A 24,016-nucleotide genomic window follows, 5' to 3' on the forward strand; every position below is an offset into this window, starting at 1 on the left:
TTCTATTCAGTCAGTTTTTCACAGTATTCTATTTTCTCTTTATTGGGACCGAGTATTGTAAAGAACTTTACCCCATGTTCCCAAAAAGGCAGGTATTGCACCTTTTCATCCAACATCTTGTGTCCGGTCTCTTTCATACTCTCAAATAGCAGGTCGATACCAGTAACATTCAACGCTATGTGGTCTATCGCTCCGGATTTATCTGCTACCTGTGTACTCTCGTAAATCTCCATTACCAGATTTCCCAGTTGCAGGAAAACCACGGTTTTTCCATTGTTCGGATTAACTGTTTGCCAGACCGGTTCAAAACCGAGGCTCCGGTAGAATTGCATACTCTTTCCAATGTCGTTTGTCGGAATACCGACATGCTGTATTCCTGTAATCTTTGCCTTTATCTCCATAGTTTATTTCTTATTAAAAATAGATTCTTTGATGACTGACAGTACCCCTCCGGCATCGTTGGACGGGGCTGTATAACGTGCGTAACGCTTCAATTCCTCCGAAGCATTTTCCATTGCATAGCTGTAAACCACGGACTGAAGCATTTCAGCATCGTTCATCTGATCACCGAAAGCCATACACTCGTCCGGCGTTACGGAAAAATACGACTGAATTAGCTTCAAGGCATTGCCCTTATTCGCATCCCGATGGCTTACGTCCAACCAGTTCGATCCGGAAACAACCACTTTCAGGCTATTATTGAAATGCTCCATGATGGGATAGCTGTTTATAGCAGAACCTCGGAAATCGTAAACAGCTATTTTCAGAAATCTGTCATCGGTGACATTCATCAAATCCGGTACGACATTACATTTCTCATAATAAGTATATGCCTGTTTTACAAAATCTGGGTGGTAGTCTTCTATATATGCCTTGTTCTTTCCGCATAAAACAGGATAAGCTCCCTCTATTTTCCGAACTTCACGTATGACCTCACGGGCTTTTTCTATGGGAACATCCACTATTAGCAACTCTTGGGAATTAAAAAGGACATAAGTTCCGTTTTCTGCTATAAATATGATTTTATCTTTTATGGGGTTGAAAAGTTTCAGTAAGTTGTAGTATTGTCTACCACTTGCGGCAACAAACATTATATCTTTATTACTTAAATCTTCAAACATAGTGAAAAACTCCGGATTCAATATTCCATTTGAATCCAAAAGTGTACCGTCCATATCGGATGCTATTAGTTTTATGGGATTATTTTTCATGCCTCTCTCTATTAATCTTTTGACTTTGCAAAGGTAGGGTATGTTTTTAACATGTAATTCTATTATATTTGCTAATTACTTTCTTATATTTGCGAAAACAAAAAAAGAAGGAAATATGGGTATACTGGAACGTAAAATCATTCACGAACGGACAACATTATGCAGTCATATTCTTTACCCTCAATTCGTATTGCCCCGTCATAAGCATGTAGAATACGAAATTATGCTGTTTACCCGTGGAAGTGGAAAACAGTTTGTTGGGGAAGGGGTTCTTGACTATCAAAAGGGAGACATCGCATTAATCGGCAGTAATGTTCCTCATTTGCATCTTTGTAATACCAAATTGAATTCTACGATAAACTTTGAATCAAGTGCAGGAGAGGCTTTGCAGTTCCATCCAATAATATTTCCTTTCAAGTTGGAGGATATACCTGATTATCAACTTATTTATCAGTTGCTTCAAAAGAGTCAATATGGGATACGTTTTTATGATAAAGAGTTATTCGAGGAATTAGGACAACGGTTTCAAGAAATTGATCATTATGAATATACCCATCGGATAATAGCTCTCTTTCAAATTTTGGAGCGGCTGTCTGCATGTAAAAACATAAAACTTCTGTCCAGTACGGCATATAGCAATACGAATTTTGCCGTAGAAGTCAATGAGCCCGTCAGTAAAGTATATACCTATTTATTCAACCATTATAAGGAGAAAATCACATTACAGGAAATCGCCGATTACGTCAAGCAAAATCCATCGGCACTATGCCGTTATTTTCGGCAACGGACAGATAAAAGTATTTTCCAATGTCTTGCGGAAATTAGGGTGGAACATGCTTGTAAGTTACTATCATATTCCAATTTGAGCGTCTCTCAAATAGCCTACGAGTCAGGGTATGGTAATGTCCCATATTTTATCAAACAATTTGAAAGCATAACTCAACGGACTCCTAAAGAATATCGTAATCAAATAGAAAAAATATAGAATGAAATACCCTTGGAAGTTATTGTCTAACTTTTTGAAGGCATTTCATTTAGGATAGATAGAACAACGCTGGACAACAAACAGGAAGCGTATGGACTGAAATATTGATTTCAGCAACAATAAGCTGATAATTTATTGAATTTGGCTATCTGTGAATGTGTATTTCTCAAAAATAATGCTGCTGTAATCGTTACCTATTTAACGATGTCTTCCCATGTGCCATGTTACGTTTTCGGCTTCGACATCGTAGTCAGGTTCTCTCTAAACCCCTTGTTTACAACCTTCTTGCTCCAATCCGCTCTAACTCTCGGTTTTTATCCTTATCTTTGCCAGAAATAATGAATGCTTATGTGTGTTACTTTGTCTACTGCTGATGATTTTGAGGAACTGACCGAGCTGTGGGAAGCGTCGGTGCGTGCTACTCATCATTTTATTCCCGAACAATATATTCTGAAACTCAGACCGTTGGTGTGGAGTGTTTATCTTCATAGCATGCCTGTCTACATAGTGCGAGGGCCGGAACGGATAGAAGGCTTTATGGGGATAAACGGTGATATGTTGGAGATGCTTTTTGTGCACCCCCAAAGCATGGGAAAAGGAATAGGGAAGAAATTACTGCAGTATGCCATCAACTATTGTCATGTTCATTATGTTGATGTAAATGAACAGAATGAGCAGGCTTATGGTTTTTACCGTCACTTAGGATTTGAGGTGATAGGCAGAGATGCTACTGATGCATCAGGTGAACCGTATCCTATATTACATTTAAAATTAAAGGAAAACATGAAAATAGAAAATTGGGGAATAGTTCCTTACTCCGAAGCTTGGGAAAGACAAACCGTGCTTTTCAATGCACTGGTGGAAGCAAAGCAGGAAAGAAAGCCTTATGAGAACAGAATTATTTTTGTAGAACACCCTCACGTCTATACGTTGGGAAAGAGTGGAAAAGATGTAAATATGTTGTTGGGTGAGGCACAGTTGCAAGCTATCGGTGCAACGCTCTATCATATTGATAGAGGGGGAGATATTACATATCACGGTCCCGGACAGTTGGTTTGCTATCCCATTCTGAATTTGGAAGACTATCATTTGGGTTTGAAAGACTACATTCATCTATTGGAGGAAGCGGTGATTAAGGTATGTGCTTCGTATGGTATAGAAGCTGGCAGGGTAAAAGGGGCAACAGGCGTATGGCTTGCTATCGGAACTTCTCAGGAACGGAAGATTTGTGCTATGGGGGTGCGTAGTAGTCATTTCGTTACGATGCATGGGCTGGCATTGAATGTCAATACGGATTTGCGTTATTTTGGATATATCAATCCATGTGGATTTATAGATAAAGGAGTGACTTCTTTGCAGAAGGAATTGGGCAAAGAAGTTCCGATGGAAGAAGTCATAGCACGTTTGCAACAGGCATTGTGCGGGCTGTTGTCATAAATGTATCAAAAATAACATTTATCTCATGAGTAGCGCTTCGGATAGCGGAGTATGATACTCAACAGTGCAAATATCCCGATGGTAACCGGATAGTATAAATACTCGATTACACTCAGTGGTGACAATGCAGCTAGTTTGGAAGCAATTAACATCTGTGCTCCGTAAGGGATTATTCCTTGGATGACACAGGAGAAAGTATCCAGAATGCTTGCACTCTTGCGCTTGTCCACTCTGTAGCGGGTAGCTATGTCGTTTGCCAACGGGCCTACGGTGATGATGGCTATCGTATTGTTTGCCGTGCAAAAGTTGGCAATGCTCACCAATGCTGCAATGCATAATTCGGCACCTCGTTTGCTGTTTACGTGTTTGGTTAGTTTTTGAATAATATAATCCACTCCACCGTTAAAACGAATCAGTTCCAACATTCCGCCTGCCATGAGTGTGATGATAATTAAATCACCCATTCCCGTGATGCCTGTTCCCATAGAGCCAAACCAGTCGAAGAAGCTGATACTTCCGGTCAATATTCCGATGATTCCTGTGCTGGCAATTCCCAAGATGAGCACTAAGGCTACATTCATACCGGCAATGGCTGTTCCCAGCACCACCAGGTAAGGAATAACTTTCACCCATTCTACTGAATGTACTTCGGGAGTAGTCATAATATCCATTCCCCTGAAAATATAATAACCGAACACTATCAATGCCGCCGGCAAAGCAATCATAAAGTTTACCCGAAACTTATCACGCATGGCACATCCTTGGGTACGCGTGGCTGCGATGGTAGTATCCGAAATAAAGGAAAGATTATCACCGAAAAAGGCGCCTCCCACCACAATACCTACCATGAATGCCAGATTCATGTCTGTTTTCTCGGCAATACCTGCCACTACCGGCACTAATGCTACAATTGTTCCTACCGAGGTTCCAATGGAGATGGATATGAAACAGGCAGCTAGAAAGACACCTGCCAATAAGAGGTTGTCAGGCAATAAATGGAGCGTCATATTAACGGTTGCATCGATGGCGCCGATATCTTTTGCACTTTGGGCAAAAGCACCTGCCAAAATAAAAATCCATATCATCAACATGATGTTCTTATTGGCTGCACCGATGGAGTATTGCAACATTCGTTCATTCAGGCTCAGTCCTTTGGTGATGCAGACAGCATATACCGAAGAAACCATGAATGCAACGGTTATGGGGACTTTATAAAAATCATCTACTATGAGAGATGTTACCAAATAAAGACACAGAAATACCAGTAACGGACTAAGTGCCCATAGACTGGGTTTATTGGTTATAGGAGTTAATTTTTCACCGTTCATGAATTTCTATTTTTATGAAATGGGGTGCAAAGTTACAAAAAAGACTGCTTGATACCTCGTTAGCAGAATTAATTTATCCTTTTTTGGGTTACTAAGCGTGAGTTCGGTATTAAGAATACCGGGTTGTGGATTGGGTTTAGTGATAGAAGGATATTATGAATAGAAGAACAAAAGAACAAATCCAAACACCCTATTTAGAATTTGTCCTTTTGTTCTTCTCCTAAAGGAATAATGTGGCGAATATAGGTATCAGAGGGTTACTCCTGTTTTAAAGATGGCTATTTCGCGGTAATTCTTCTTTTCATTATTTACGAATTCGCCGCTTGCCACTTTGATGACATAATCAATGAATCTTTCGCATGTCTTTTCCATCGGTTCATGCTCTACGATAACACCCGCATTGAAGTCTATCCATCCCGGCTTGTTTTTTGCCAGTGCGGAGTTGGTTGAAATCTTCATGGTGGGGACATAAGTGCCGAAAGGAGTACCGCGACCGGTAGTGAAAAGCACCATGTGGCAACCGCAAGAGGCGAGGGCAGTAGCTGCCACTAAGTCGTTGCCCGGCGCCGAAAGCAGATTCAGTCCTTTCACTTTTAGGCGTTCGCCATAAGGCAATACCCCGTCAACGTAAGATTTGCCGCACTTTTGTGTACAGCCTAATGCCTTGTCTTCCAGTGTAGAGATACCGCCCGCCTTGTTTCCCGGTGACGGATTTTCGCCTACCGGTTCCCCATGAGACAAGAAGTATTCCTTAAAGTTATTGATGAGCCGGACAGTCTGCTCAAACAATTCTTTGTTACGGCAACGGTTCATCAAGATAGTTTCCGCACCAAACATTTCCGGCACTTCCGTCAAGACTGAGGTACCTCCTTGGGCAATAAGAAAATCGGAGAACATTCCCAGCAAGGGATTGGCTGTGATGCCCGAAAAACCGTCCGATCCGCCACACTTCAGACCTACTCTCAGTTCGGATAAAGGAACTTCCACCCGCACATCTTCTTTTGCCTTGGCATAAAGTTCGTGCAATATTTTCATTCCTTCTTCAAATTCATCGCCCACTTTTTGAGTAACCATAAATTTCACACGGTCGGTGTCATACTCTCCAAGGAACTCACGAAATATATCAGGCTGGTTGTTTTCGCATCCCAGACTGACAATCAATACGGCTCCCGCATTGGGATGCAGTACCATGTCACGCAGAATTTTCTTAGTGTTTTCATGGTCGTCACCCAGTTGGGAACAGCCATAATTATGAGGAAATGCCATGATAGCATCTACTCCTTCGCCGTTGGTTTCGCGTCTCAATGCCTCTGCCAGTTGGTTGATTATGCCATTAACGCATCCCACAGTTGGGATAATCCATATCTCATTGCGGATGCCCACTTCTCCGTTCTTACGGCGGTATCCTTTAAAAGTCAAATCCTTTTTGGGAATGTCCAGTGAGACTTCCACCGGATTATAAGTATATTCCAGCAATCCGGCAAGGTTGGTCTGGATTTGCTTTTCATTCATCCAGCTTCCCTGTTTCACAGCCATGCGCGCATGTCCGATGGGGTAACCGTATTTAATGATATCCTCTCCTTCAGAAAAGTCTTTTAAAGCCACTTTATGCCCGGCGGGTATGTTCTCTTTCAGAACGATTGAAACACCATCCACAGTAATTGTTTCACCGGATTTAAGTTCTGAGATAGCGACAGCAACATTGTCGGCCGGATTGATTTTTAAATACTTTGTTTCCATTTATGTCAGTTATTAGATTTGTTTTTTGTGGGCATCCAGATAGAAATCTATATTCTCTACTGTCAGCAAGGTAATGGGCATATAGTTGCACTGCTTCACTTCTTTTTTGAAAATGAGATGATTGCAAAGACTTTCCACACCGCAGTATCCCTGAACGGACGGTTGCTGTGCAATCAAAAAATCTACAGTTCCTTCTTTCAGGCAGTGTACATTGCGGCTCAGCAGGTCATACCCCATCAGCTTGAAGTCCTTTTTGTTATGCTTTAGCAAATACTCTCCCACAATATATACTTTGGAATTGAACGTGATACCGCAATTAATTTGAGGATGTTCGATAAAGAAGCGTTGTAGCAGTATCTCATCCTCGTCGGGACGCTTGGCGTAGAGGTTTAGTTCTACAATCCGACAGTCGGGGAAATGTTCCTGCATGTATTTTCTGAAACCTTTCTCCCGGTTCTCCTGTTGGTTGGACCCCAATCGCCCTTCATTAATTTGACGGAACACGACAATTTCTTTCGGTCTCTCTCCCAGCATCATTGCCATGCGTGCGGCAAAATAACCGCTTTGTTCGGATTTCTGTCCAAAGAATGCCAAAGGACGAAGACTGGGTACATTGGAGTCGATAAAGATGTAAGGGATTTCCTTCTTTTGCAATTGTTCGATAAACTGTGAAGTGATTTCGGGAACGGTGGGAGCCACCAAAACTCCGTCCACTTCCCGGGCCAATATCTCTTTGCCGGAATTTGTGAAAGAAGCATATTCATATTGGTCGTAATAGGAGATGGAGAGCGTGATATGGAAATCAGAAAATGTTTCCACAGCACGTTTTATGCCGGCTTCCACATCAGTCCAATAGTCTCCTTCTTTGTGCTGGGGAAGCAGACAGACAAACAGATACTTTTTGTTTGAGGCCAATGCACTGGCATACATATTGGGCTGGTAATCCAGTTGCTTTAAGATTTCTTCCACTCTCTTTCGGCTGGCTTCCGAAACTCCGGTGCGGCCATGCAATACGCGGTCTACTGTGCCAACCGATACGTCCGCTAAGCGGGCAATATCTTTAATTCTGATTCTTTCGGGCAGTTTATTCATATACCTTATTATATATAGCGTGCTCGGACACACTAATAAATTATTTTTTTCACCCACAAATATATAACAATTTTTGGTATTAAAAAAATAAATAGTACCTTTGTGCACGTACACGGATGAAATATCCGAGTAGGGGACTGGGCGAAGATGTTAAAGCCTTAACAACTATCGGCTTGCAGACCAGTGCTTTAGTAAAGTGTAAAGTGAAACGAACAGATAAATAACAATTTAAAATCACGTAATTATGGGAAAAATAGTAACCTTAGGTGAAATCATGTTGAGACTCTCAACTCCGGGAAACACACGGTTTGTACAGTCAGACTCATTTGACGTAGTTTATGGCGGTGGTGAGGCAAATGTGGCAGTGAGCTGCGCCAATTATGGTCATGAAGCTTATTTTGTAACAAAACTACCGAAGCACGAAATCGGCCAGTCTGCTGTCAATGCTTTGCGCAAATATGGTGTGAAGACTGATTTCATTACTCGTGGTGGTGACCGCGTGGGTATCTATTATTTGGAAACGGGAGCGTCAATGCGTCCTAGCAAGGTTATTTATGACCGTGCACACTCGGCTATCTCAGAGGCCGACCCCACTGATTTTGATTTCGATGCCATTATGGAAGGGGCCGACTGGTTCCATTGGTCAGGTATTACTCCTGCCATTTCCGACAAGGCTGCCGAGTTGACCCGATTGGCTTGTGAAGCCGCCAAACGTCATGGTGTGACGGTTTCTGTAGACCTCAACTTCCGTAAAAAGCTGTGGACAAAAGAAAAGGCACAGTCTATCATGAAACCGTTGATGAAGTATGTGGATGTATGCATTGGTAATGAGGAAGATGCGGAACTTTGCCTTGGGTTCAAACCGGAAGCAAATGTGGAAGCCGGCGAAACAAATGCCGAAGGCTACAAAGGCATTTTCAAGGCAATGGCTCAGGAGTTCGGATTCAAATATGTTATTTCAACTTTGCGTGAATCGTTCTCGGCTTCTCACAACGGCTGGAAGGCAATGATTTATAACGGTGAGGAATTCTATGAATCAAAGCGTTATGATATCAATCCTATTATTGACCGTGTAGGTGGCGGCGACTCATTCTCAGGAGGTATTATTCATGGATTGCTGACAAAACCCAATCAGGGTGTGGCTTTGGAATTTGCTGTTGCAGCTTCTGCCTTGAAGCACACCATCAATGGTGACTTCAATCTGGTTTCTGCTGAGGAAGTGGAAGCATTGGCAGGCGGCGATGCCAGCGGACGTGTTCAGAGATAAGAATTCAGACATATTTTTGTAAAACAGTAAAATGGCAAAATTTGATAAAATAGCTGTGTTGAACAAGATTGGTTCTACCGGCATGGTTCCTGTGTTCTACCATAAAGATGCAGAAGTGGCAAAGAAAGTGGTAAAAGCCTGTTATGAAGGCGGTGTTCGTGCGTTTGAATTCACTAATCGTGGTGATTTTGCTCACGAAGTATTTGCCGAGGTAGTGAAATATGCAGCTAAGGAGTGTCCTGAAATGGCAATGGGAGTTGGCTCGGTTGTTGATCCGGCTACCGCTGCACTGTATCTTCAGTTAGGGGCAAATTTCGTTGTCGGCCCATTGTTTAATCCTGAAATAGCCAAGATTTGCAACCGTCGTCTGGTGGCTTATACTCCGGGATGCGGAAGCGTGTCTGAGGTAGGTTTTGCACAAGAAGTGGGCTGTGACCTTTGCAAGTTGTTCCCCGGTGATGTACTCGGTCCGAAGTTGGTAAAAGGTTTGCTGGCACCGATGCCTTGGTCAAAACTGATGGTGACCGGTGGGGTAGAGCCTACTCAGGAAAATCTTACTTCATGGATTAAAGCAGGTGTTTTCTGCGTAGGTATGGGCTCTAAGCTTTTCCCGAAAGATAAAGTGGAAGCGGAAGACTGGGCTTATGTTACTGCAAAATGTAAAGAGGCTTTAGGCTACATTGCGGAGGCTCGCGCAAATAAATAAAGAGCAGGCTCCCCTCGTTGTGTGTAGGGGAGATGCTAAGGCAAGATTATCATTTTGTTTAAAGGTGTGTATAAAAAAGGGTGAAAGCCGTCGCAAACTGAATTTGCGGCGGCTTTTCGTTTAAAATATTAGTGAAAAGATTGGTGGATAAACGATAATTTTGTTCTTTTGTGTCATATTTAGAAATAGAATTAAAAACCATTAACAACTTACACGAAAATGAAAAAGACTTTGATGAAACTGGCAGTTGTACTGTTGTGTATGACGTGTTCTGTACCGGTAATGGCACAGTTCAATCTGAAAAAGGCCGTAGGTGGCGCTGTGAAAGCTGCAAAGGCAGTTACGCTGACCGATGAGCAGATGAGGGAATATGTAAAAGAATATATTGACTGGATGGACAAACACAATCAGGTATGTGCCGATGATGATCCATACACAGTTCGTTTGAAAAAGCTGACCGAAGGTTTGAATGAAGTGGAAGGCATTCCTTTGAATTTCAAGGTGTACTATGTGATTGATGTGAATGCGTTTGCTTGTGCCGATGGCAGTGTCCGTGTCTTTTCTTCTTTGATGGACATTATGAGTGATGAAGAATTGCTGGGCGTAATTGGCCACGAGGTAGGTCATGTAGCCCATAAGGATTCTAAGAACGGTTTCCGCACGGCATTGCTGACTTCAGCTTTGAAAGACGGTATTTCTTCGCAAGGCGGCAAAGCTGCTGCACTTACAGAATCTCAGTTGGGCGATTTGGGAGAAGCGTTGGTTAATGCCACTTACTCACAAAAACAGGAGCGTGAGGCGGATGACTACGGTTACGAGTTTCTGAAGAAAGCAGGGAAAAATCCGTGGGCAATGGCTCTGTCTTTCCAAAAACTGAAACAGTTGCAGGAAGAAGCCGGTGCACAGAAGAGCAGTAAACTGAATCAGTTATTCTCTACTCACCCCGATCTTGATGTCCGCATCAAGCGTATGGAGGAAAGAGCTACCGGCGAAGGTATCGAAAAGCCGGAGAATAAAACACCGGAGGCTGCCCAATAAGACATAAGAACATCCGTGTTGTTTGTTAAAACAGACAATGACAGCTTAAGGAAGTTGTAAATCATAAAAAGAGTCATATTCTTACTCAGGATTGAGTTTGATATGACTCTTTTTTGTGGTTATGTTTTATATAATGTTCGGACAGAATGTTTCCGCTGAATTATTTCTTCAGCCACTTGTCCAGCCAGCTAAAGAAGGTGCGTTGCCATAACACTCCGTTCTGGGGCTTCAATACCCAATGGTTTTCGTCCGGGTAAAGCAATAGCTCGGCAGGAACTCCGCGAAGCACGGCTGCATTAAAGGCAGACATACCCTGTGAGGCCAGGATGCGATAGTCCTTTTCACCGTGGATACACAGGATGGGGGTATCCCATTTGTCTACAAAACGGTGGGGCGAATTGGCAAACGTGCGTTGTGCCGTTGCATTATTCTTATCCCAGTATGCGCCGCCCATATCCCAATTGGCAAACCACATTTCTTCCGTTTCCAGATATTGCTGTTCTATATTGAAGATACCATCGTGTGCGATGAAGGCTTTGAAGCGCTTGTCATGGTGACCGGCCAGCCAATAGACCGAATATCCGCCGAAGCTGGCACCCACACATCCCAGACGGTCTGTGTCCACATAAGGCTCCTTAGAAATATCATCGATGGCCGACAGATAGTCTTTCATACACTGACCTCCGTAATCGCCACTGATTTGTTCCAGCCATTCCATGCCGAAGCCGGGCAGACCGCGACGGTTGGGGGCAATGATGATGTAGTCGTTGGCCGCCATTATCTGGAAGTTCCAACGGTAGCTCCAGAACTGGCTGACAGGACTTTGCGGGCCGCCTTCGCAGAATAGCAGAGTGGGGTATTTCTTGTTCGGGTCAAAGTTGGTGGGATAGATTACCCATGAAAGCATTTGTTTGCCATCGGTGGTCTTGGTCCATCTTTCTTCCACTTTGCCCAATTTCAGCTGATTGAAGATGTGGTCATTCTCATGTGAGATTTGAGCCAACTGGCCGTCGGCAGGAGTGAGGGTATAGATTTCATCGGCTGCACTGATGGAATGGCGTTTGGTAACCAACTTATCGCCTGCCATCGCCACCGAACCGTAGTCGTACATACCGTCGGTCAGTTTCTTCACTTCGCCGTTCAGGTTAGTACTGTATATCATGCTGGTACCATGCCATACACCGACAAAGTACAGGCTTTGGGAGTCATTGTTCCAGCAATAGTCGTCTACACCCGATTCGAAACTCTCGGTGATATAAGTCTTCTTTTTGCTGCCCAAATCCATTACACACAGGCGGTTGCGGTCACTCTCATATCCGTCGCGTTCCATGCTTTGCCATGCGATGTACTTGCCGTCGGGCGAGAATTTGGGGTTGATGTCATACCCTTTGTTCTCGTCTTTTACAGTCAGTTTGACTGCTTGTGGGGTAGCGCCGTCCATTGCATTGGTCATGGTAGCAGGTATGCTGCTTTCAGTATAGTCCTTGCATAGATTCTCGGTCTTTTTGCTTTCCAAATCATAAAGGTAGATATCCGAATCGGTAGAGATGGCGTAAGCCAGCCCTTGCTTCTTGCGGCTGGTATAGGCTATTTGTTTAGAGTCGCTGCTCCATGCCAGTTGCTCGATGCCGCCGAACGGTTTCATCGGAGCTTCAAATGGTTCGCCCTCCATAATGTCGGTGGCCGCTCCCATCATGTTGCCGTCAAAGTCGGCTACAAAGGGATGCGGAGTCGTTTCCACCCATTCGTCCCAATGCTTGTACATCAGGTCGTTTACAATGATACCGCTGGCTTTGGGCAGGTCAGGATAGAGGTCTACGGTGCGCTGACCATATTTTACCTGCGAAATGAAAAGAATTTTTCTGCCATCCGGTGAGAACGAGAATCCTTCTATGTCTCCTTTGAAGTCGGAGATGATGCGGCGTTCCGAACCGTCAGGGTTCATTTCCCAAATCTGGCTGCCGCCACTTTCATTGCACAGGAATGCAATCTTGGTTCCTCCCTTTATCCATTGGGGCTCTCCTTCGTTCCAGGCTGTTTGGGTAAGCAGGGTATTGTTTTGCCCGTCGGCATCCATTACATAAATCACACGGTGGCTTTTGTTTTCGGGAACACTGTAGTATACTACGGTGTAGGCTATTTTCTTGCCGTCGGGTGATACACTCAAGCTGCCTATACGTCCCATTGCCCAGAGGGTTTCGGGGGTGAGGCGGCCGTCTTTGATGGAAATCTCTTGCTTACCGATGATGGGCTCGTAGCCCTGTCCTTCCTGCTTTATCTCAGTGCAGGAAGAAGCTAGCATAAGTGCTGCTGCCATGATGGTTGCGCTTGATTTATTCATACTTAAAAGCTATTTTTTGATGATTAAATGATTGCAAAAATACACATAAAAGCCGGTGAAGTGAAATGTTCTTGCATATTTGTTCTTTTCTTTGTCCGCTTCAGGGAATGCTGTTGGTGTATTGGGTGTGTGTGGTATGGTCATTCGTCTTTTCGTCTCACATAAATCATTCCGTTTCTTTTTCCTTCCGTTGTGATTCCGCTGGCCGGGTCTTCTCTCAATCGTTTCAGTTCCAGGGTGGCGCTTGTCTTGCGCAGCTCGGTCAGCTTCATATAATCGGCTACGCGCATAAAATGATGTTCATCCAGATATTTCAAGGCGAGTGCGATACGCTCTTCGGGTGAGTAGGGCGAATGGTGGATGCGGCTCACCCCCGCACGCTTCAAGTCACAATGTCGGGCGGTTTCTTTTATCAGCTCCTTGCTGGCGCGGAAGTTTACCCCGTTCACCATGATGCTCCGCGCGTTTCGTTTTTGTTCGTCACCGTCCAGTGTGTCCGTTTCTTTGCCTTCAGCTATTCCCAAAGTGGGTTTGAAGGTTCCCACACCGTCGATGCTCACGCTGTATCCCTGTGCCATATAATAAGCCAGTTCGTCGGCAAGAGTGGTAAGTACGTGCAATACATTTCCTTCGCTCAGCCCTGAACCCGGACGTGCCAGCTTGCTGACGAATTCCCGGGCATTGATATTGTGATAGGTTTTCATGCGGTAGAACACCCGCTGTTCACCTGAGCCGTCCAGGTCACTCATTTCCTGTTTGATGTATTCAGCCATAATTGTCTGTCTGTATAAAGTTGATATTCATAGTATCCAAAGTCTTTGGAATCCCTATACAAAGGTACTATATGCCTGATGTATATCCTAATTTTTACCATTGATTTACAGGTTGATGGCATTGGTTTATGGATTAGTGCTTGTGATTTACGGATTAGTGGCTGTAATCCGGTTGTGCAGCAGGAAGCTTTGGGGTTTGTGATGGCATGAGGGAGGCTTTGTAAGGGGAAGGAAAAGAGTATGAGACGGTGTGGCGGGGGATTTCAATCAGTCCGCAATCCCCTCATCGGGTTGGTGCATCGGAAGAAAAGGCGGGGGCGGCCAAATCTCATTGAGAAATGGTCGCCCCCTTGATAATTATTAATTCAAAAAAAATGTAATGTTGCGGAGTTTTATTTTTTTCCTTTGTTCATTCTTTCCTGCTGCAGACGCTCCTGTTCTTTCTGCAGTGCTTCCAGCTTGGCCATCAGGCCACCGCCAGCTTTACCGCCGTTTTTCTGTTTCTTCTTTTCCTTGTTGGCTTCCAACTGTGCTAGAAGTTTCTTTTCATCGGTTGTCTTGCGCAGGATTACCATAGTCAGGATACCTATCAGACCGGAAATGAAGTAATAATAGTTCAGACCGGAAGAGTAACCGTTGAAAATGAAGATAAACATCACAGGCATGATATACATCATCAGTTTCATGCCCGGCATTTGCTGTTGGCCGGTGTCCTGTTGCTTCATGGTGTACACTGTATTCAGTATGTTGGTGATGCTGAACAGCAGACAGAACAGGCTCAAGTGGTTGCCCAGTAAAGGAATAGTGGTGCTCCAATGAATGATATCATCGTAAGTAGACATATCGGGAGCCCATAAGAAACTCTGTTGGCGCAGCTCGATGGCGTTTGGCACAAAGAAGAACAAGGCCATGAATACCGGCATTTGAATCAGCATAGGCAGACAGCCGCCCATCGGACTGACACCGTATTTGCTGTAAAGTGCCATTGTTTCCTGTTGCTTCTTCAGCGCATCCTCCTTTTTGGGATATTTGGCATTGATTTCGTTGATATAAGGCTTCAATACGCGCATCTTGGCAGACGACATATATGACTTGTGGGTAGCCGGATATACCAGTGCTTTTACGATAATGGTCATCAACAACAACACTATACCCATGCTCAGTCCCCAACCAGACAGCCAGTCGAACAAGGGGATGGTAAACCAGCGGTTAATCCATCGGATAATCGGCCAGCCCAAATATACCAGGTCTTCCAGTTCCAGGTCTTTTTGTGAAAGGCTCAAGTCATTGCTTGCCAGCAGTGTCTTGAAACGGTTGGGGCCGAAATAGAACTGCATATTGGTAGCCTGTTTTCCCGTGGGGTCAAAGAATGTGGTCATGTCTGCGGTATAGTTCTTCATATATCCGCTTCCCTCTTTTTGGGGAGTAGAGACCAGCGAAGCCTTGTCGAAGTCCTGATCGGCAATCAGCACGCTTGAGAAGAACTGGTTCTTGAACGCAATCCAGTCCAAGCGGTCGGTTACTTCTTCTTTGGCGTCTTTCATTTCGCTCAGGTAGTCGGAGCCTTTGTTTACCGGCTTGTAAGTGAGTGAAGTATAGCGTTGCTCAAAGCTGAATCCCTTTTCCAATTGGCGTGCACGCTGATGCCAGTTGATGTTGACAGTGTTGGCTGCTGCGGGGAAGAAATTCTGCATTCCGTTGGCACGGATGGAGAAATTCACCACATAGGTGTTGGGCAACAGCTTGTAATCGAAATCAATATAGCCTGCACCGTTGGTGGTCAGTCGCATCGTCACTGTAGTGTCTGTCACATTGGTCGGCTGGAAATAGAGGTCTTCGGTCAAGATGTTTTCGTTTTTTCCTTCGAAAGCGAAGTTCATGCCCGAGTCCTTTTCGTCGAACAGCTCCAATGGCTTGCCGTCCTGACCGTTATAATCTTTCAGCATGGCAGCGCACACACGTCCGCCTTTATTAGTAAATGTTACTTTTACCAAATCGTTTTCCAGCGTTGTCAACTGCTCCGTACCCTGGCTCGCGCCATAAAGGAGTGAAGTGGAGTCTGCCTGTATTGTATGGGCCGGGCTCTGCTGTGCTGCTGCCTGTTCTTGCATGGCAGCTTCTTTTTGGGCGATAGCCTGAATGGAATCCTGGTAGTGTTTTGCACGTGCCATCTCTTCCTGGCTGGGACGGTTGTAGATGCTGAAGCCTATTACAACTGCACCAATCAGGGCGAATCCCACTAAAGTGTTTTTGTCCATTTTTTCTTGTTTACCTTATTTATATTATAATTCTCGTTTTATCCTTTGTTAATGGCTGCCTTGATGAATGACAGGAATAACGGATGCGGTTTCAGTACGGTACTGCTGTATTCGGGATGGAACTGCACTCCGATGAACCATCTCAGGGTAGGAATCTCAACAATCTCCACCAAGTCCGATTCGGGGTTGATACCGACACACTTCATACCAGCTTTCTCAAATTCCTGTTTGTAGTCATTGTTGAATTCATAGCGATGGCGGTGACGTTCCTGAATGTGCTCGCTCTTATAGGCTTCGAAAGTCTTGGAATTCTGGTCGAGCACACATTCGTAAGCTCCCAGACGCATTGTGCCGCCCATGTTGGTGATGGCCTTCTGTTCTTCCATGATATCGATAACATTGTGCGGAGTCTTTTCATCCATCTCGCGGCTGTTGGCATCAGCATAGCCCAATACATTGCGGGCAAATTCGATGGCGATGCACTGCATGCCCAGACAGATACCGAATGTGGGAACATTGTGTGTACGAGCGTACTTGATAGCTACAAACTTACCTTCGATACCACGCTGTCCGAAGCCCGGGCAGATAATGATACCGTCCATGTCTTTGATTTGCTCTTCCACATTTTCATCAGTCAGTTTCTCGCTGTTGATGAAGTGGATGTCGGCCTTGCGGTCGTTGTATGTTGCTGCCTGTGACAATGCTTCGAGGATAGATTTATAAGCATCCTGCAAATCATATTTTCCCACTAAGCCTATTTTTACTTTTTCGGTAGCTTTGTGACGACGGTCGAGGAAGTCTCTCCACGGGCCGAGGGTAGGAGTCTCGCCTACGGGTAAGCCCATTTTCTGAAGGATGGTGACGTCCAGACCTTGTTCCTGCATGCGTACGGGAACCTCATAAATAGTCGGCATATCCATGGACTGTACCACTGCATTTTCGTCTACATTGCAGAATAGAGCGACTTTCTTCTTCAGGTTAGTGCTCAATTCGTGTTCTGTGCGCAGTACCAAAATATCCGGCTGGATACCTACGGATTGCAGCTCTTTTACAGAATGTTGTGTCGGCTTTGTTTTCAGTTCGCCGGCAGCAGCCAAATAGGGTACATAAGTAAGATGTACGCACAAAGCGTTGCGTCCCATTTCCCATTTCAACTGACGGATACTTTCCAAGTAAGGCAATGACTCGATATCACCTACCGTGCCTCCGATTTCGGTGATTACGAAGTCAAATTTATTTTTAGTGCCTAATAATTTTACGTTGCGCTTAATTTCGTCGGTGATATGAGGAATAACCTGAATGGTTTTTCCCAAATAGTCGCCACGGCGTTCTTTGTCGATAACACTCTTATAAATACGACCGGTTGTAATGTTGTTGGCTTTAGTTGTCTGGATGCCTAAGAAACGTTCATAGTGCCCTAGGTCAAGATCGGCTTCGTGACCGTCTACAGTCACATAACATTCACCGTGTTCATAGGGATTCAGAGTTCCCGGGTCGATGTTGATATACGGATCAAACTTTTGAATGGTAACATTGTAGCCTCTTGCTTGCAGCAATTTACCTATTGATGATGAAATAATACCTTTGCCCAATGAAGAGGCAACACCACCAGTTACGAAGATATACTTAGTTTCTCCCACTACTTAATATTTTTAATTGTTATTCTCTTAAATTATCGAAGCTGCAAAATTACAAAATCTTTTTCTGAATTCCCCGGTTGCACAACAAAAAATCATAATAGAACGTTTAAAAAGTAATCGGTGATGCTTTTTAAAAACTTCTTTCAGTTTTAAAAAGTCACTGATATGGTTTTTAAAAATACTTTTGTCTTTTGATAAAAGGAAAATTAAGTGTACTTTTGCACCATTTAAGTGTCTTTTTACGCAAAAACGATAAGGAATATGAAAAGAAAACTAGCTTTGCCCTTGATTTTAGCTTTGCTTTGTTCTGCGGCACCGGCACAGAAGATAACCAAAACGAAGGAAAGTCCAGCTGTAGCGGCATTTGCCGATTCTTTGGCTAATCTGAGAGCCGCTTATTATGCTTATTTTAGAATGTGGGATGACTTGGATGCTCCGGCTCCGCGTGTCCACCGTAATCCGGCTTATTATAAACTGTTTGTTCCGCCTACTTATTATACAGCACCGGTGGAGCAAGCTTTCGAATTGAAGTGGTCGCCCGAAGAATATAATACTAAACACACAGCAGCAGACTCTGTTTACCGTGCCAAACAGGATTCCATACAGTTGTTTACTGTACCCGATTTGGAACGCTCGGCCAAGGTAGACCGTTGGGTGAATAAGATTCTTCTTAATTATTATATGCAGCACCCTGAAAAAGTGTTGGGTAACGAACTTTATCTGGCAGACTTGAAGCCTTTGGAGGATAGCCAGATAGTGAAAAATCCGCGCAAAGAGCATATTAAGAGTTTCTTGCAACCGGAAAATCCGGTGGAGAGTGTGGATACGGAAAGTGATTTGGTGATTGTCCGCCCCAACTTTTGGAAATATAAAGGAAACGGATATGCTCAATTCACGCAGCACTATATTTCGGATAACTGGTATAAAGGTGGTGAAAGTACCAATTCATTGCTGTCGGGCTTAGTGCTTGAAGCTAATTTTGACGATCGACAGCGACTGGAATTTGAGAATAAACTGGAAATGAAGTTGGGATTCGTTACTGCCCCTTCTGACACGGTTCATAAGTATAAGACAAACGCCGATTTGTTTCGGTTGAACAGTAAACTTGGTGTGAAAGCGTTCAAGAATTGGTATTATACATTGGCTGCCGAGTTCAAGACTCAATTCTTTGCTAATTACAAGACCAATACGAACGACATGATTTCTAACTTCATGTCTCCGGCACAGCTTGATATAACCCTCGGTATGGACTTTAAGCAAAACAAGAAGAATTATACTTTGTCTTTGCTGACCTCTCCGTTTGCATATACCTTTATATATATCAGTAATGATAAAATAGCCGACCCTGCTGCTTTTAATGTGGAGCCGGGGCACAGCACTGCTAACCTAATCGGTTCTAAATTCACAGGAAACCTTACTTGGAAGATTATTCCAAGCATCGTGTGGGAGTCTAAATTGGAATACTTTACTACTTATGATAAAGTAATTGCCAGTTGGGAAAATACATTCAACTTCGTATTAAACCGTTATTTGTCAACGAAGTTATTCGTTCATGCCCGCTATGATGATGGTGTGAAGCTGACGGATGATAATAAAAGCTACTTCCAGTTGCAGGAATTGCTGAGTTTCGGTTTGAACTATACTTGGTAAATTCTTCCAGCCTGTTGTGCTGTAGGAAAAAATATCAAAACTCCAATGTTACTTGAATAGATAAAGCAAGTCATTGGAGTTTTGACATTTTCGGATATGGGAAAGATTCCTCTCTTATTATAATATTGTTTTTTTCCTTATAATTTTTCTTCGAGCAAGGTTTGCACAATTCTTTCGGCGGCACGACCGTCCCAGCGTTCCGGCAGATGTCCTTCCTGCCATTCGCCTTTACTCAGTCTGTCAAGTGCGGCAGCCAAAGCTTCAGGTTCTTCACCCACCAGACAATTCGTACCGATACTTACGGTTTCAGGATGCTCGGCATAAGTGTTCAGTGTGATGCATGGAATTCCGAGGAAGGTAGCTTCTTCGGCCACATTACCCGAGTCCGTGATAATGGTCTGTGCCTGATTCACCATATATCCGAAAGCCAGATAGGGCTGGGGAGGAAGAATGTGCAGTCGCTCGGAATGAACGCCCAGAGAGCTCAGCTTGTTCTTTACATAATTATGTAAAGGAGCGACAATCGGTTTGTCTGTCTTCTCCAATATGGTCTGGAAAAGATTCTTCAGAACAGTATCATTATTAATTAATGCATGCCGGTTTAAAGTAAGCAGGACGTATTCTTTCTCCTTCACTCCTATAATGGAAAAAGCCACAGGGCGTTGTAATCGTGTGCGGTTATATCGTAAGGTGTCGATTAAGATATTTCCAACAAAATGCACATGGGCCTGTTCTGTTCCTGTCTGGTTCAGGTTTCGGTTTGCAACCATTCCGGCAGTAAATAGAATGTCCGATAGTCCATCGGTAATCATTCGGTTGACCTCTTTCGGCATATCCATATCGAAAGAGCGTATTCCTGCTACCAGGTGCGCTACTTTCAGCCCTTTCTTTTTAGCTACGATAGAGCAGGCCATGGTGGGGGTAAGGTCGTCTACCACAATGACAATTTGTGCAGGGTGCTTTTCCAGTTCACGGGCAAAAGCGACTACGATGCCTGCCATTCGTTGAAAGAAATCAGTATCATCCACTCTTAAATAAGCATCGGGGCGGGGCATGTCAAGGTCGGTGAACAAAGAAGGTTCCAGACTCTTGTCTTCGTCCGAACCTGTATATACCAGGCGGGCACTGATGTTCTTACCTGCTGCTTTGGCAGCGTTAATAGCACGCATTAAGGGGGCAATTTTCATGAAATTGGGGCGTGCGCCTGCGATAATTGTTATTTTCATTTCATTTTAGCTATTTTCAAAAGACAAAAATACGTTTTCTTATCGAAATTATTCGTTACTTTGCAGCCAAATAATTTTATTTATGATAACATTTGTACAAGTTTTAGATTTTATAGGAACGTTTGCCTTTGCCATTAGCGGCATCCGGCTTGCTTCGGCTAAACAATTTGACTGGTTTGGAGCTTATGTAGTAGGAATGGCAACGGCTATCGGCGGAGGTACAATTCGCGATGTATTGTTGGATGTGACGCCGGGATGGATGACCGACCCCATTTATTTGATATGTACGGGGCTTGCCTTATTTTGGGTGATTGCCTTTGGAAAGTATCTGATTCACATGCATAATACATTCTTCTTGTTTGACAGCATCGGTTTGGCACTGTTCACCGTTGTAGGTGTGGGCAAGAGTATTGCATTGGGGTATCCTTATTGGGTGGCCATCATCATGGGTAGTATTACGGGAGCTGCCGGAGGTGTAATCCGTGATGTGTTTATTAATGAGATTCCGTTAATCTTTCGTAAGGAAATTTATGCAATGGCGTGTGTCGTGGGCGGACTGGCTTATTGGCTATGCGACTTTGCCGGTATGGAAGCTTATGGATGTCAGGTAGTGGGAGGAGTAACCGTGTTTTTTACTCGTATTCTAGCTGTTAAATATAGTATTTGTTTACCAACTTTAAAAGGAGAATAGCTCCGAGAATCACCTGTTAATTGATAAAATAGGGGGTAAAAACTGATAATTGGCGGTTTTTACCCCCTATTTTGATAGTTTTTTCTTGTCCGCCCCTTAAAAAAGCCTTATCCTTGCAGCACGAGAGCATGAACAAAGAGTTATAAACCTAAACTTAAAAACTTATGAATAGTATTAGTTTTAAGAAAAACCTGCTTAGTGTGCAAGAAGAATTACTTCGATTTGCCTATAAACTGACAGCCGACCGTGAGGAAGCTAACGACCTATTGCAGGAAACATCACTGAAAGCCTTGGATAATGAGGATAAGTATATCCCCGATACTAACTTTAAGGGATGGATGTACACAATCATGCGTAACATCTTTATTAATAATTACAGAAAAATTGTACGTGACCAAACATTTGTCGACCACACCGATAATTTATATCACTTGAACTTGCCGCAGGACTCCGGTTTTGACAGCACAGAAGGTGCTTATGACATTAAGGAAATACACCGGGTAGTGAATCTCTTGCCGAATGAATACCGTATTCCGTTTGCCATGCACGTGTCGGGCTTTAAATATCGTGAGATAGCCGAAAAATTATCTTTGCCGCTTGGAACAGTAAAAAGTCGTATCTTCTTTACCCGTCAACGCTTGCAGGGACAGCTCCGTGATTTTGTATAATTAGTGTTTGTGAATAGCAAAAAGGCAGGATAGGTTGGTGTAATTCGACCTTTTCTGCCTTTTGTGGTTAACAATATGATATTAAACATGTTTTTAGAGAGCAAAAAATCCACTTGAATCTTAACTTTCTTTTTATTCATTTGTTATATTTGCAGAAGGACAAAAACACCTTTAAATCGAAATATAATTATGAAAAAAGAAATCAAATTCAGCTTGGTCTACCGCGATATGTGGCAGTCATCAGGAAAGTATCAACCCAGAGCAGACCAGTTGGCACGGATAGCTCCTCTTATCATTGAAATGGGCTGCTTTGCCCGTGTGGAGACTAATGGAGGTGCTTTTGAACAAGTGAACTTACTTTATGGGGAGAACCCGAATAAAGCAGTCCGTACGTTTACCAAACCTTTGCATGAAGCAGGCATTCAGACTCACATGCTCGATCGTGGCCTGAATGCATTGAGAATGTATCCCGTTCCCGCTGATGTGCGACGGTTGATGTATAAGGTGAAACATGCCCAAGGAGTAGATATCACCCGTATTTTCTGTGGGTTGAATGAAGTGCGCAATATTATCCCTTCTATAAAATATGCCAAGGAAGCCGGAATGATTCCGCAGGCTACCTTGTGTATAACTTATTCTCCGGTTCACACCGTAGAGTACTATTCACGTATAGCCGACCAGTTGATAGAGGCGGGAGCTCCCGAAATCTGCCTGAAGGATATGGCAGGTATCGGACGTCCCGAGATGCTGGGGCAGCTGGTGAAAAATATCAAGGAAAAACATCCCGAAGTGATTGTTCAATATCACGGACACACGGGACCGGGGTTGTCGATGGCATCTATTTTGGAAGTTTGTGAAAATGGTGCCGATATTATTGATGTTGCAATGGAACCCTTGTCATGGGGAAAAGTGCATCCCGATGTCATCTCTGTTCAGGCTATGCTGAAGAATGCCGGTTTCCGGGTGCCTGAAATCAATATGAAGGCTTACATGAAGGCACGCAGCATGACGCAGGAGTTTATAGATGATTTCTTGGGTTACTTTATTGATCCTACCAACAAGCACATGTCTTCACTGTTGCTTGGTTGCGGGCTTCCGGGGGGCATGATGGGTTCTATGATGGCCGATTTGAAGGGGGTGCATTCGGGCATCAACTTGATATTGAAAGGGCAGGGCAAAGAGCCGATGAGTTTGGATGACCTGGTAGTGATGCTGTTTGAGGAAGTGGAATATGTATGGCCGAAATTGGGCTATCCTCCGTTGGTGACCCCATTTAGTCAATATGTGAAGAATGTGGCGCTGATGAACGTAATGCAGTTGATAAAAGGGGAAGGACGCTGGACGATGATAGACAACCATACCTGGGATATGATATTGGGAAAGAGCGGCAAGCTGCCTGGTGAATTGGCTCCCGAAATTATAGAACTGGCAAAGAGTAAAGGACTGGAATTTACGGATGAAGACCCGCAACTAAACTATCCTGATGAGTTGGATAAATACCGCAAAGAAATGGATGATAATGGTTGGGACTATGGAGAAGATGATGAAGAACTCTTTGAACTGGCCATGCACGACCGTCAATACCGTGATTATAAATCAGGGATTGCCAAGAAGCGTTTCTTGGATGACCTGCAACGTGCCAAAGATGCGGCAATGGCAAAAAGTGGTTTTAATGAAGAAGAAATAAAGAAGTATAAACGTGCCAAGGCCGATCCGATTATTGCACCCGACAAGGGACAGATATTATGGGAAGTGTCGGTGGAAGGCCCGTCGACGGCTCCTTTTATCGGTCGCAAGTATCAGCATGACGAAGTGTTCTGCTACATCTCCACTCCGTGGGGAGAATATGAAAAGATAATGGCCAACTTCACCGGAAGGATAGTGGAAGTATGCGCTGCACAGGGGGCGGTTGTCAACAAAGGTGATGTGATTGCCTATTTGGAACGAACAGAGTTTTCTGCTTGA

At 43.9% G+C, this 24,016-nt stretch carries 19 protein-coding genes and 1 pseudogene; 10 read left to right on the forward strand and 10 right to left on the reverse strand.

Features of this window, described 5'->3' with window-relative positions; all coding sequences use genetic code 11:
- Positions 1 to 2: 2 nt before the first annotated feature.
- On the reverse strand, positions 3 to 401 hold the full coding sequence (locus tag IR173_RS09010; protein ID WP_237039319.1) for a VOC family protein: 399 nt from the start codon (positions 399 to 401) through the stop codon (positions 3 to 5).
- A gap of 3 nt (positions 402 to 404) precedes the next feature.
- Entirely contained in the window at positions 405 to 1,211 is an 807-nt protein-coding gene (locus IR173_RS09015) for a Cof-type HAD-IIB family hydrolase (protein WP_237039320.1), read from the reverse strand.
- A 115-nt stretch (positions 1,212 to 1,326) separates the two neighbouring features.
- On the opposite strand from IR173_RS09015, the gene IR173_RS09020 reads away from it, so the two are divergent.
- From IR173_RS09020 to lipB, 3 genes and pseudogenes are all read left to right on the forward strand, one after another.
- Positions 1,327 to 2,196 (forward strand): AraC family transcriptional regulator, encoded by an 870-nt coding sequence (locus tag IR173_RS09020; RefSeq protein WP_237039321.1) that lies wholly within the window; start codon positions 1,327 to 1,329, stop codon positions 2,194 to 2,196.
- A 492-nt stretch (positions 2,197 to 2,688) separates the two neighbouring features.
- A pseudogene (locus tag IR173_RS18140) lies at positions 2,689 to 2,910 on the forward strand (GNAT family N-acetyltransferase); the annotation flags it as partial.
- 69 nt (positions 2,911 to 2,979) lie between these two features.
- Positions 2,980 to 3,633: a lipoyl(octanoyl) transferase LipB gene (lipB, locus tag IR173_RS18145; protein ID WP_317207937.1), complete on the forward strand. Its 654-nt coding sequence runs from the start codon at positions 2,980 to 2,982 to the stop codon at positions 3,631 to 3,633.
- 23 nt (positions 3,634 to 3,656) lie between these two features.
- Here the strand turns inward: lipB and IR173_RS09030 are convergent, their stop codons facing one another.
- The 3 genes from IR173_RS09030 to IR173_RS09040 all read right to left on the reverse strand — a co-directional run bounded on the left by IR173_RS09030 (position 3,657) and on the right by IR173_RS09040 (position 7,793).
- A complete protein-coding gene (locus tag IR173_RS09030; RefSeq protein ID WP_237039323.1) occupies positions 3,657 to 4,961 on the reverse strand; it encodes a Na+/H+ antiporter NhaC family protein in 1,305 nt (434 codons plus the stop codon).
- Between the two features lie 249 nt (positions 4,962 to 5,210).
- A complete protein-coding gene (locus IR173_RS09035; protein WP_237039324.1) occupies positions 5,211 to 6,701 on the reverse strand; it encodes a UxaA family hydrolase in 1,491 nt (496 codons plus the stop codon).
- 12 nt (positions 6,702 to 6,713) lie between these two features.
- On the reverse strand, positions 6,714 to 7,793 hold the full coding sequence (locus IR173_RS09040) for a LacI family DNA-binding transcriptional regulator (protein ID WP_237039325.1): 1,080 nt from the start codon (positions 7,791 to 7,793) through the stop codon (positions 6,714 to 6,716).
- Between the two features lie 244 nt (positions 7,794 to 8,037).
- Between IR173_RS09040 and IR173_RS09045 the strand changes: the two genes are divergently transcribed.
- From IR173_RS09045 to IR173_RS09055, 3 genes are all read left to right on the forward strand, one after another.
- Positions 8,038 to 9,060, forward strand: a complete 1,023-nt coding sequence (locus tag IR173_RS09045) for a sugar kinase (protein ID WP_237039326.1) — start codon at positions 8,038 to 8,040, stop codon at positions 9,058 to 9,060.
- 31 nt (positions 9,061 to 9,091) lie between these two features.
- Entirely contained in the window at positions 9,092 to 9,766 is a 675-nt protein-coding gene (locus IR173_RS09050) for a bifunctional 4-hydroxy-2-oxoglutarate aldolase/2-dehydro-3-deoxy-phosphogluconate aldolase (RefSeq protein ID WP_237039327.1), read from the forward strand.
- A gap of 219 nt (positions 9,767 to 9,985) precedes the next feature.
- Positions 9,986 to 10,804 (forward strand): M48 family metallopeptidase, encoded by an 819-nt coding sequence (locus IR173_RS09055; protein ID WP_237039328.1) that lies wholly within the window; start codon positions 9,986 to 9,988, stop codon positions 10,802 to 10,804.
- Positions 10,805 to 10,964: 160 nt separating this feature from the next.
- On the opposite strand, the gene IR173_RS09060 is transcribed toward IR173_RS09055, so the two are convergent.
- From IR173_RS09060 to IR173_RS09075, 4 genes are all read right to left on the reverse strand, one after another.
- Positions 10,965 to 13,145, reverse strand: a complete 2,181-nt coding sequence (locus IR173_RS09060) for a S9 family peptidase (protein ID WP_237039329.1) — start codon at positions 13,143 to 13,145, stop codon at positions 10,965 to 10,967.
- A gap of 140 nt (positions 13,146 to 13,285) precedes the next feature.
- Entirely contained in the window at positions 13,286 to 13,918 is a 633-nt protein-coding gene (locus IR173_RS09065; protein WP_237039330.1) for an HU family DNA-binding protein, read from the reverse strand.
- A 392-nt stretch (positions 13,919 to 14,310) separates the two neighbouring features.
- Complete coding sequence (yidC, locus tag IR173_RS09070; RefSeq protein WP_237039331.1) at positions 14,311 to 16,176, reverse strand: membrane protein insertase YidC; 1,866 nt, start codon at positions 16,174 to 16,176, stop codon at positions 14,311 to 14,313.
- Positions 16,177 to 16,214: 38 nt separating this feature from the next.
- Positions 16,215 to 17,816, reverse strand: a complete 1,602-nt coding sequence (locus IR173_RS09075) for a CTP synthase (protein WP_237039332.1) — start codon at positions 17,814 to 17,816, stop codon at positions 16,215 to 16,217.
- 261 nt (positions 17,817 to 18,077) lie between these two features.
- Here IR173_RS09075 and IR173_RS09080 point away from each other — a divergent pair, with 261 nt between their 5' ends.
- Positions 18,078 to 19,466: a DUF3078 domain-containing protein gene (locus IR173_RS09080; RefSeq protein ID WP_237039333.1), complete on the forward strand. Its 1,389-nt coding sequence runs from the start codon at positions 18,078 to 18,080 to the stop codon at positions 19,464 to 19,466.
- Between the two features lie 137 nt (positions 19,467 to 19,603).
- On the opposite strand, the gene IR173_RS09085 is transcribed toward IR173_RS09080, so the two are convergent.
- A complete protein-coding gene (locus tag IR173_RS09085; RefSeq protein ID WP_237039334.1) occupies positions 19,604 to 20,692 on the reverse strand; it encodes a UDP-N-acetyl glucosamine 2-epimerase in 1,089 nt (362 codons plus the stop codon).
- Positions 20,693 to 20,774: 82 nt separating this feature from the next.
- Between IR173_RS09085 and IR173_RS09090 the strand changes: the two genes are divergently transcribed.
- The 3 genes from IR173_RS09090 to IR173_RS09100 all read left to right on the forward strand — a co-directional run bounded on the left by IR173_RS09090 (position 20,775) and on the right by IR173_RS09100 (position 24,016).
- Positions 20,775 to 21,383: a trimeric intracellular cation channel family protein gene (locus IR173_RS09090; RefSeq protein WP_237039335.1), complete on the forward strand. Its 609-nt coding sequence runs from the start codon at positions 20,775 to 20,777 to the stop codon at positions 21,381 to 21,383.
- Positions 21,384 to 21,547: 164 nt separating this feature from the next.
- Entirely contained in the window at positions 21,548 to 22,051 is a 504-nt protein-coding gene (locus IR173_RS09095; RefSeq protein ID WP_005938855.1) for an RNA polymerase sigma factor, read from the forward strand.
- A gap of 189 nt (positions 22,052 to 22,240) precedes the next feature.
- Positions 22,241 to 24,016, forward strand: a complete 1,776-nt coding sequence (locus IR173_RS09100) for a biotin/lipoyl-binding protein (RefSeq protein WP_237039336.1) — start codon at positions 22,241 to 22,243, stop codon at positions 24,014 to 24,016.

The organism is Phocaeicola faecalis (assembly GCF_021730445.1).
GTDB classification, from domain to species: domain Bacteria; phylum Bacteroidota; class Bacteroidia; order Bacteroidales; family Bacteroidaceae; genus Phocaeicola; species Phocaeicola faecalis.

What these genes read in the sequence shown, in the direction of transcription:
- IR173_RS09010 (WP_237039319.1), bottom strand. Translation starts at nt 401, where the DNA reads ATGGAGATAAAGGCAAAGATTACAGGAATACAGCATGTCGGTATTCCG.
- IR173_RS09015 (WP_237039320.1), bottom strand. Translation starts at nt 1,211, where the DNA reads ATGAAAAATAATCCCATAAAACTAATAGCATCCGATATGGACGGTACA.
- IR173_RS09020 (WP_237039321.1), top strand. Translation starts at nt 1,327, where the DNA reads ATGGGTATACTGGAACGTAAAATCATTCACGAACGGACAACATTATGC.
- lipB (WP_317207937.1), top strand. Translation starts at nt 2,980, where the DNA reads ATGAAAATAGAAAATTGGGGAATAGTTCCTTACTCCGAAGCTTGGGAA.
- IR173_RS09030 (WP_237039323.1), bottom strand. Translation starts at nt 4,961, where the DNA reads ATGAACGGTGAAAAATTAACTCCTATAACCAATAAACCCAGTCTATGG.
- IR173_RS09035 (WP_237039324.1), bottom strand. Translation starts at nt 6,701, where the DNA reads ATGGAAACAAAGTATTTAAAAATCAATCCGGCCGACAATGTTGCTGTC.
- IR173_RS09040 (WP_237039325.1), bottom strand. Translation starts at nt 7,793, where the DNA reads ATGAATAAACTGCCCGAAAGAATCAGAATTAAAGATATTGCCCGCTTA.
- IR173_RS09045 (WP_237039326.1), top strand. Translation starts at nt 8,038, where the DNA reads ATGGGAAAAATAGTAACCTTAGGTGAAATCATGTTGAGACTCTCAACT.
- IR173_RS09050 (WP_237039327.1), top strand. Translation starts at nt 9,092, where the DNA reads ATGGCAAAATTTGATAAAATAGCTGTGTTGAACAAGATTGGTTCTACC.
- IR173_RS09055 (WP_237039328.1), top strand. Translation starts at nt 9,986, where the DNA reads ATGAAAAAGACTTTGATGAAACTGGCAGTTGTACTGTTGTGTATGACG.
- IR173_RS09060 (WP_237039329.1), bottom strand. Translation starts at nt 13,145, where the DNA reads ATGAATAAATCAAGCGCAACCATCATGGCAGCAGCACTTATGCTAGCT.
- IR173_RS09065 (WP_237039330.1), bottom strand. Translation starts at nt 13,918, where the DNA reads ATGGCTGAATACATCAAACAGGAAATGAGTGACCTGGACGGCTCAGGT.
- yidC (WP_237039331.1), bottom strand. Translation starts at nt 16,176, where the DNA reads ATGGACAAAAACACTTTAGTGGGATTCGCCCTGATTGGTGCAGTTGTA.
- IR173_RS09080 (WP_237039333.1), top strand. Translation starts at nt 18,078, where the DNA reads ATGAAAAGAAAACTAGCTTTGCCCTTGATTTTAGCTTTGCTTTGTTCT.
- IR173_RS09085 (WP_237039334.1), bottom strand. Translation starts at nt 20,692, where the DNA reads ATGAAAATAACAATTATCGCAGGCGCACGCCCCAATTTCATGAAAATT.
- IR173_RS09090 (WP_237039335.1), top strand. Translation starts at nt 20,775, where the DNA reads ATGATAACATTTGTACAAGTTTTAGATTTTATAGGAACGTTTGCCTTT.
- IR173_RS09095 (WP_005938855.1), top strand. Translation starts at nt 21,548, where the DNA reads ATGAATAGTATTAGTTTTAAGAAAAACCTGCTTAGTGTGCAAGAAGAA.
- IR173_RS09100 (WP_237039336.1), top strand. Translation starts at nt 22,241, where the DNA reads ATGAAAAAAGAAATCAAATTCAGCTTGGTCTACCGCGATATGTGGCAG.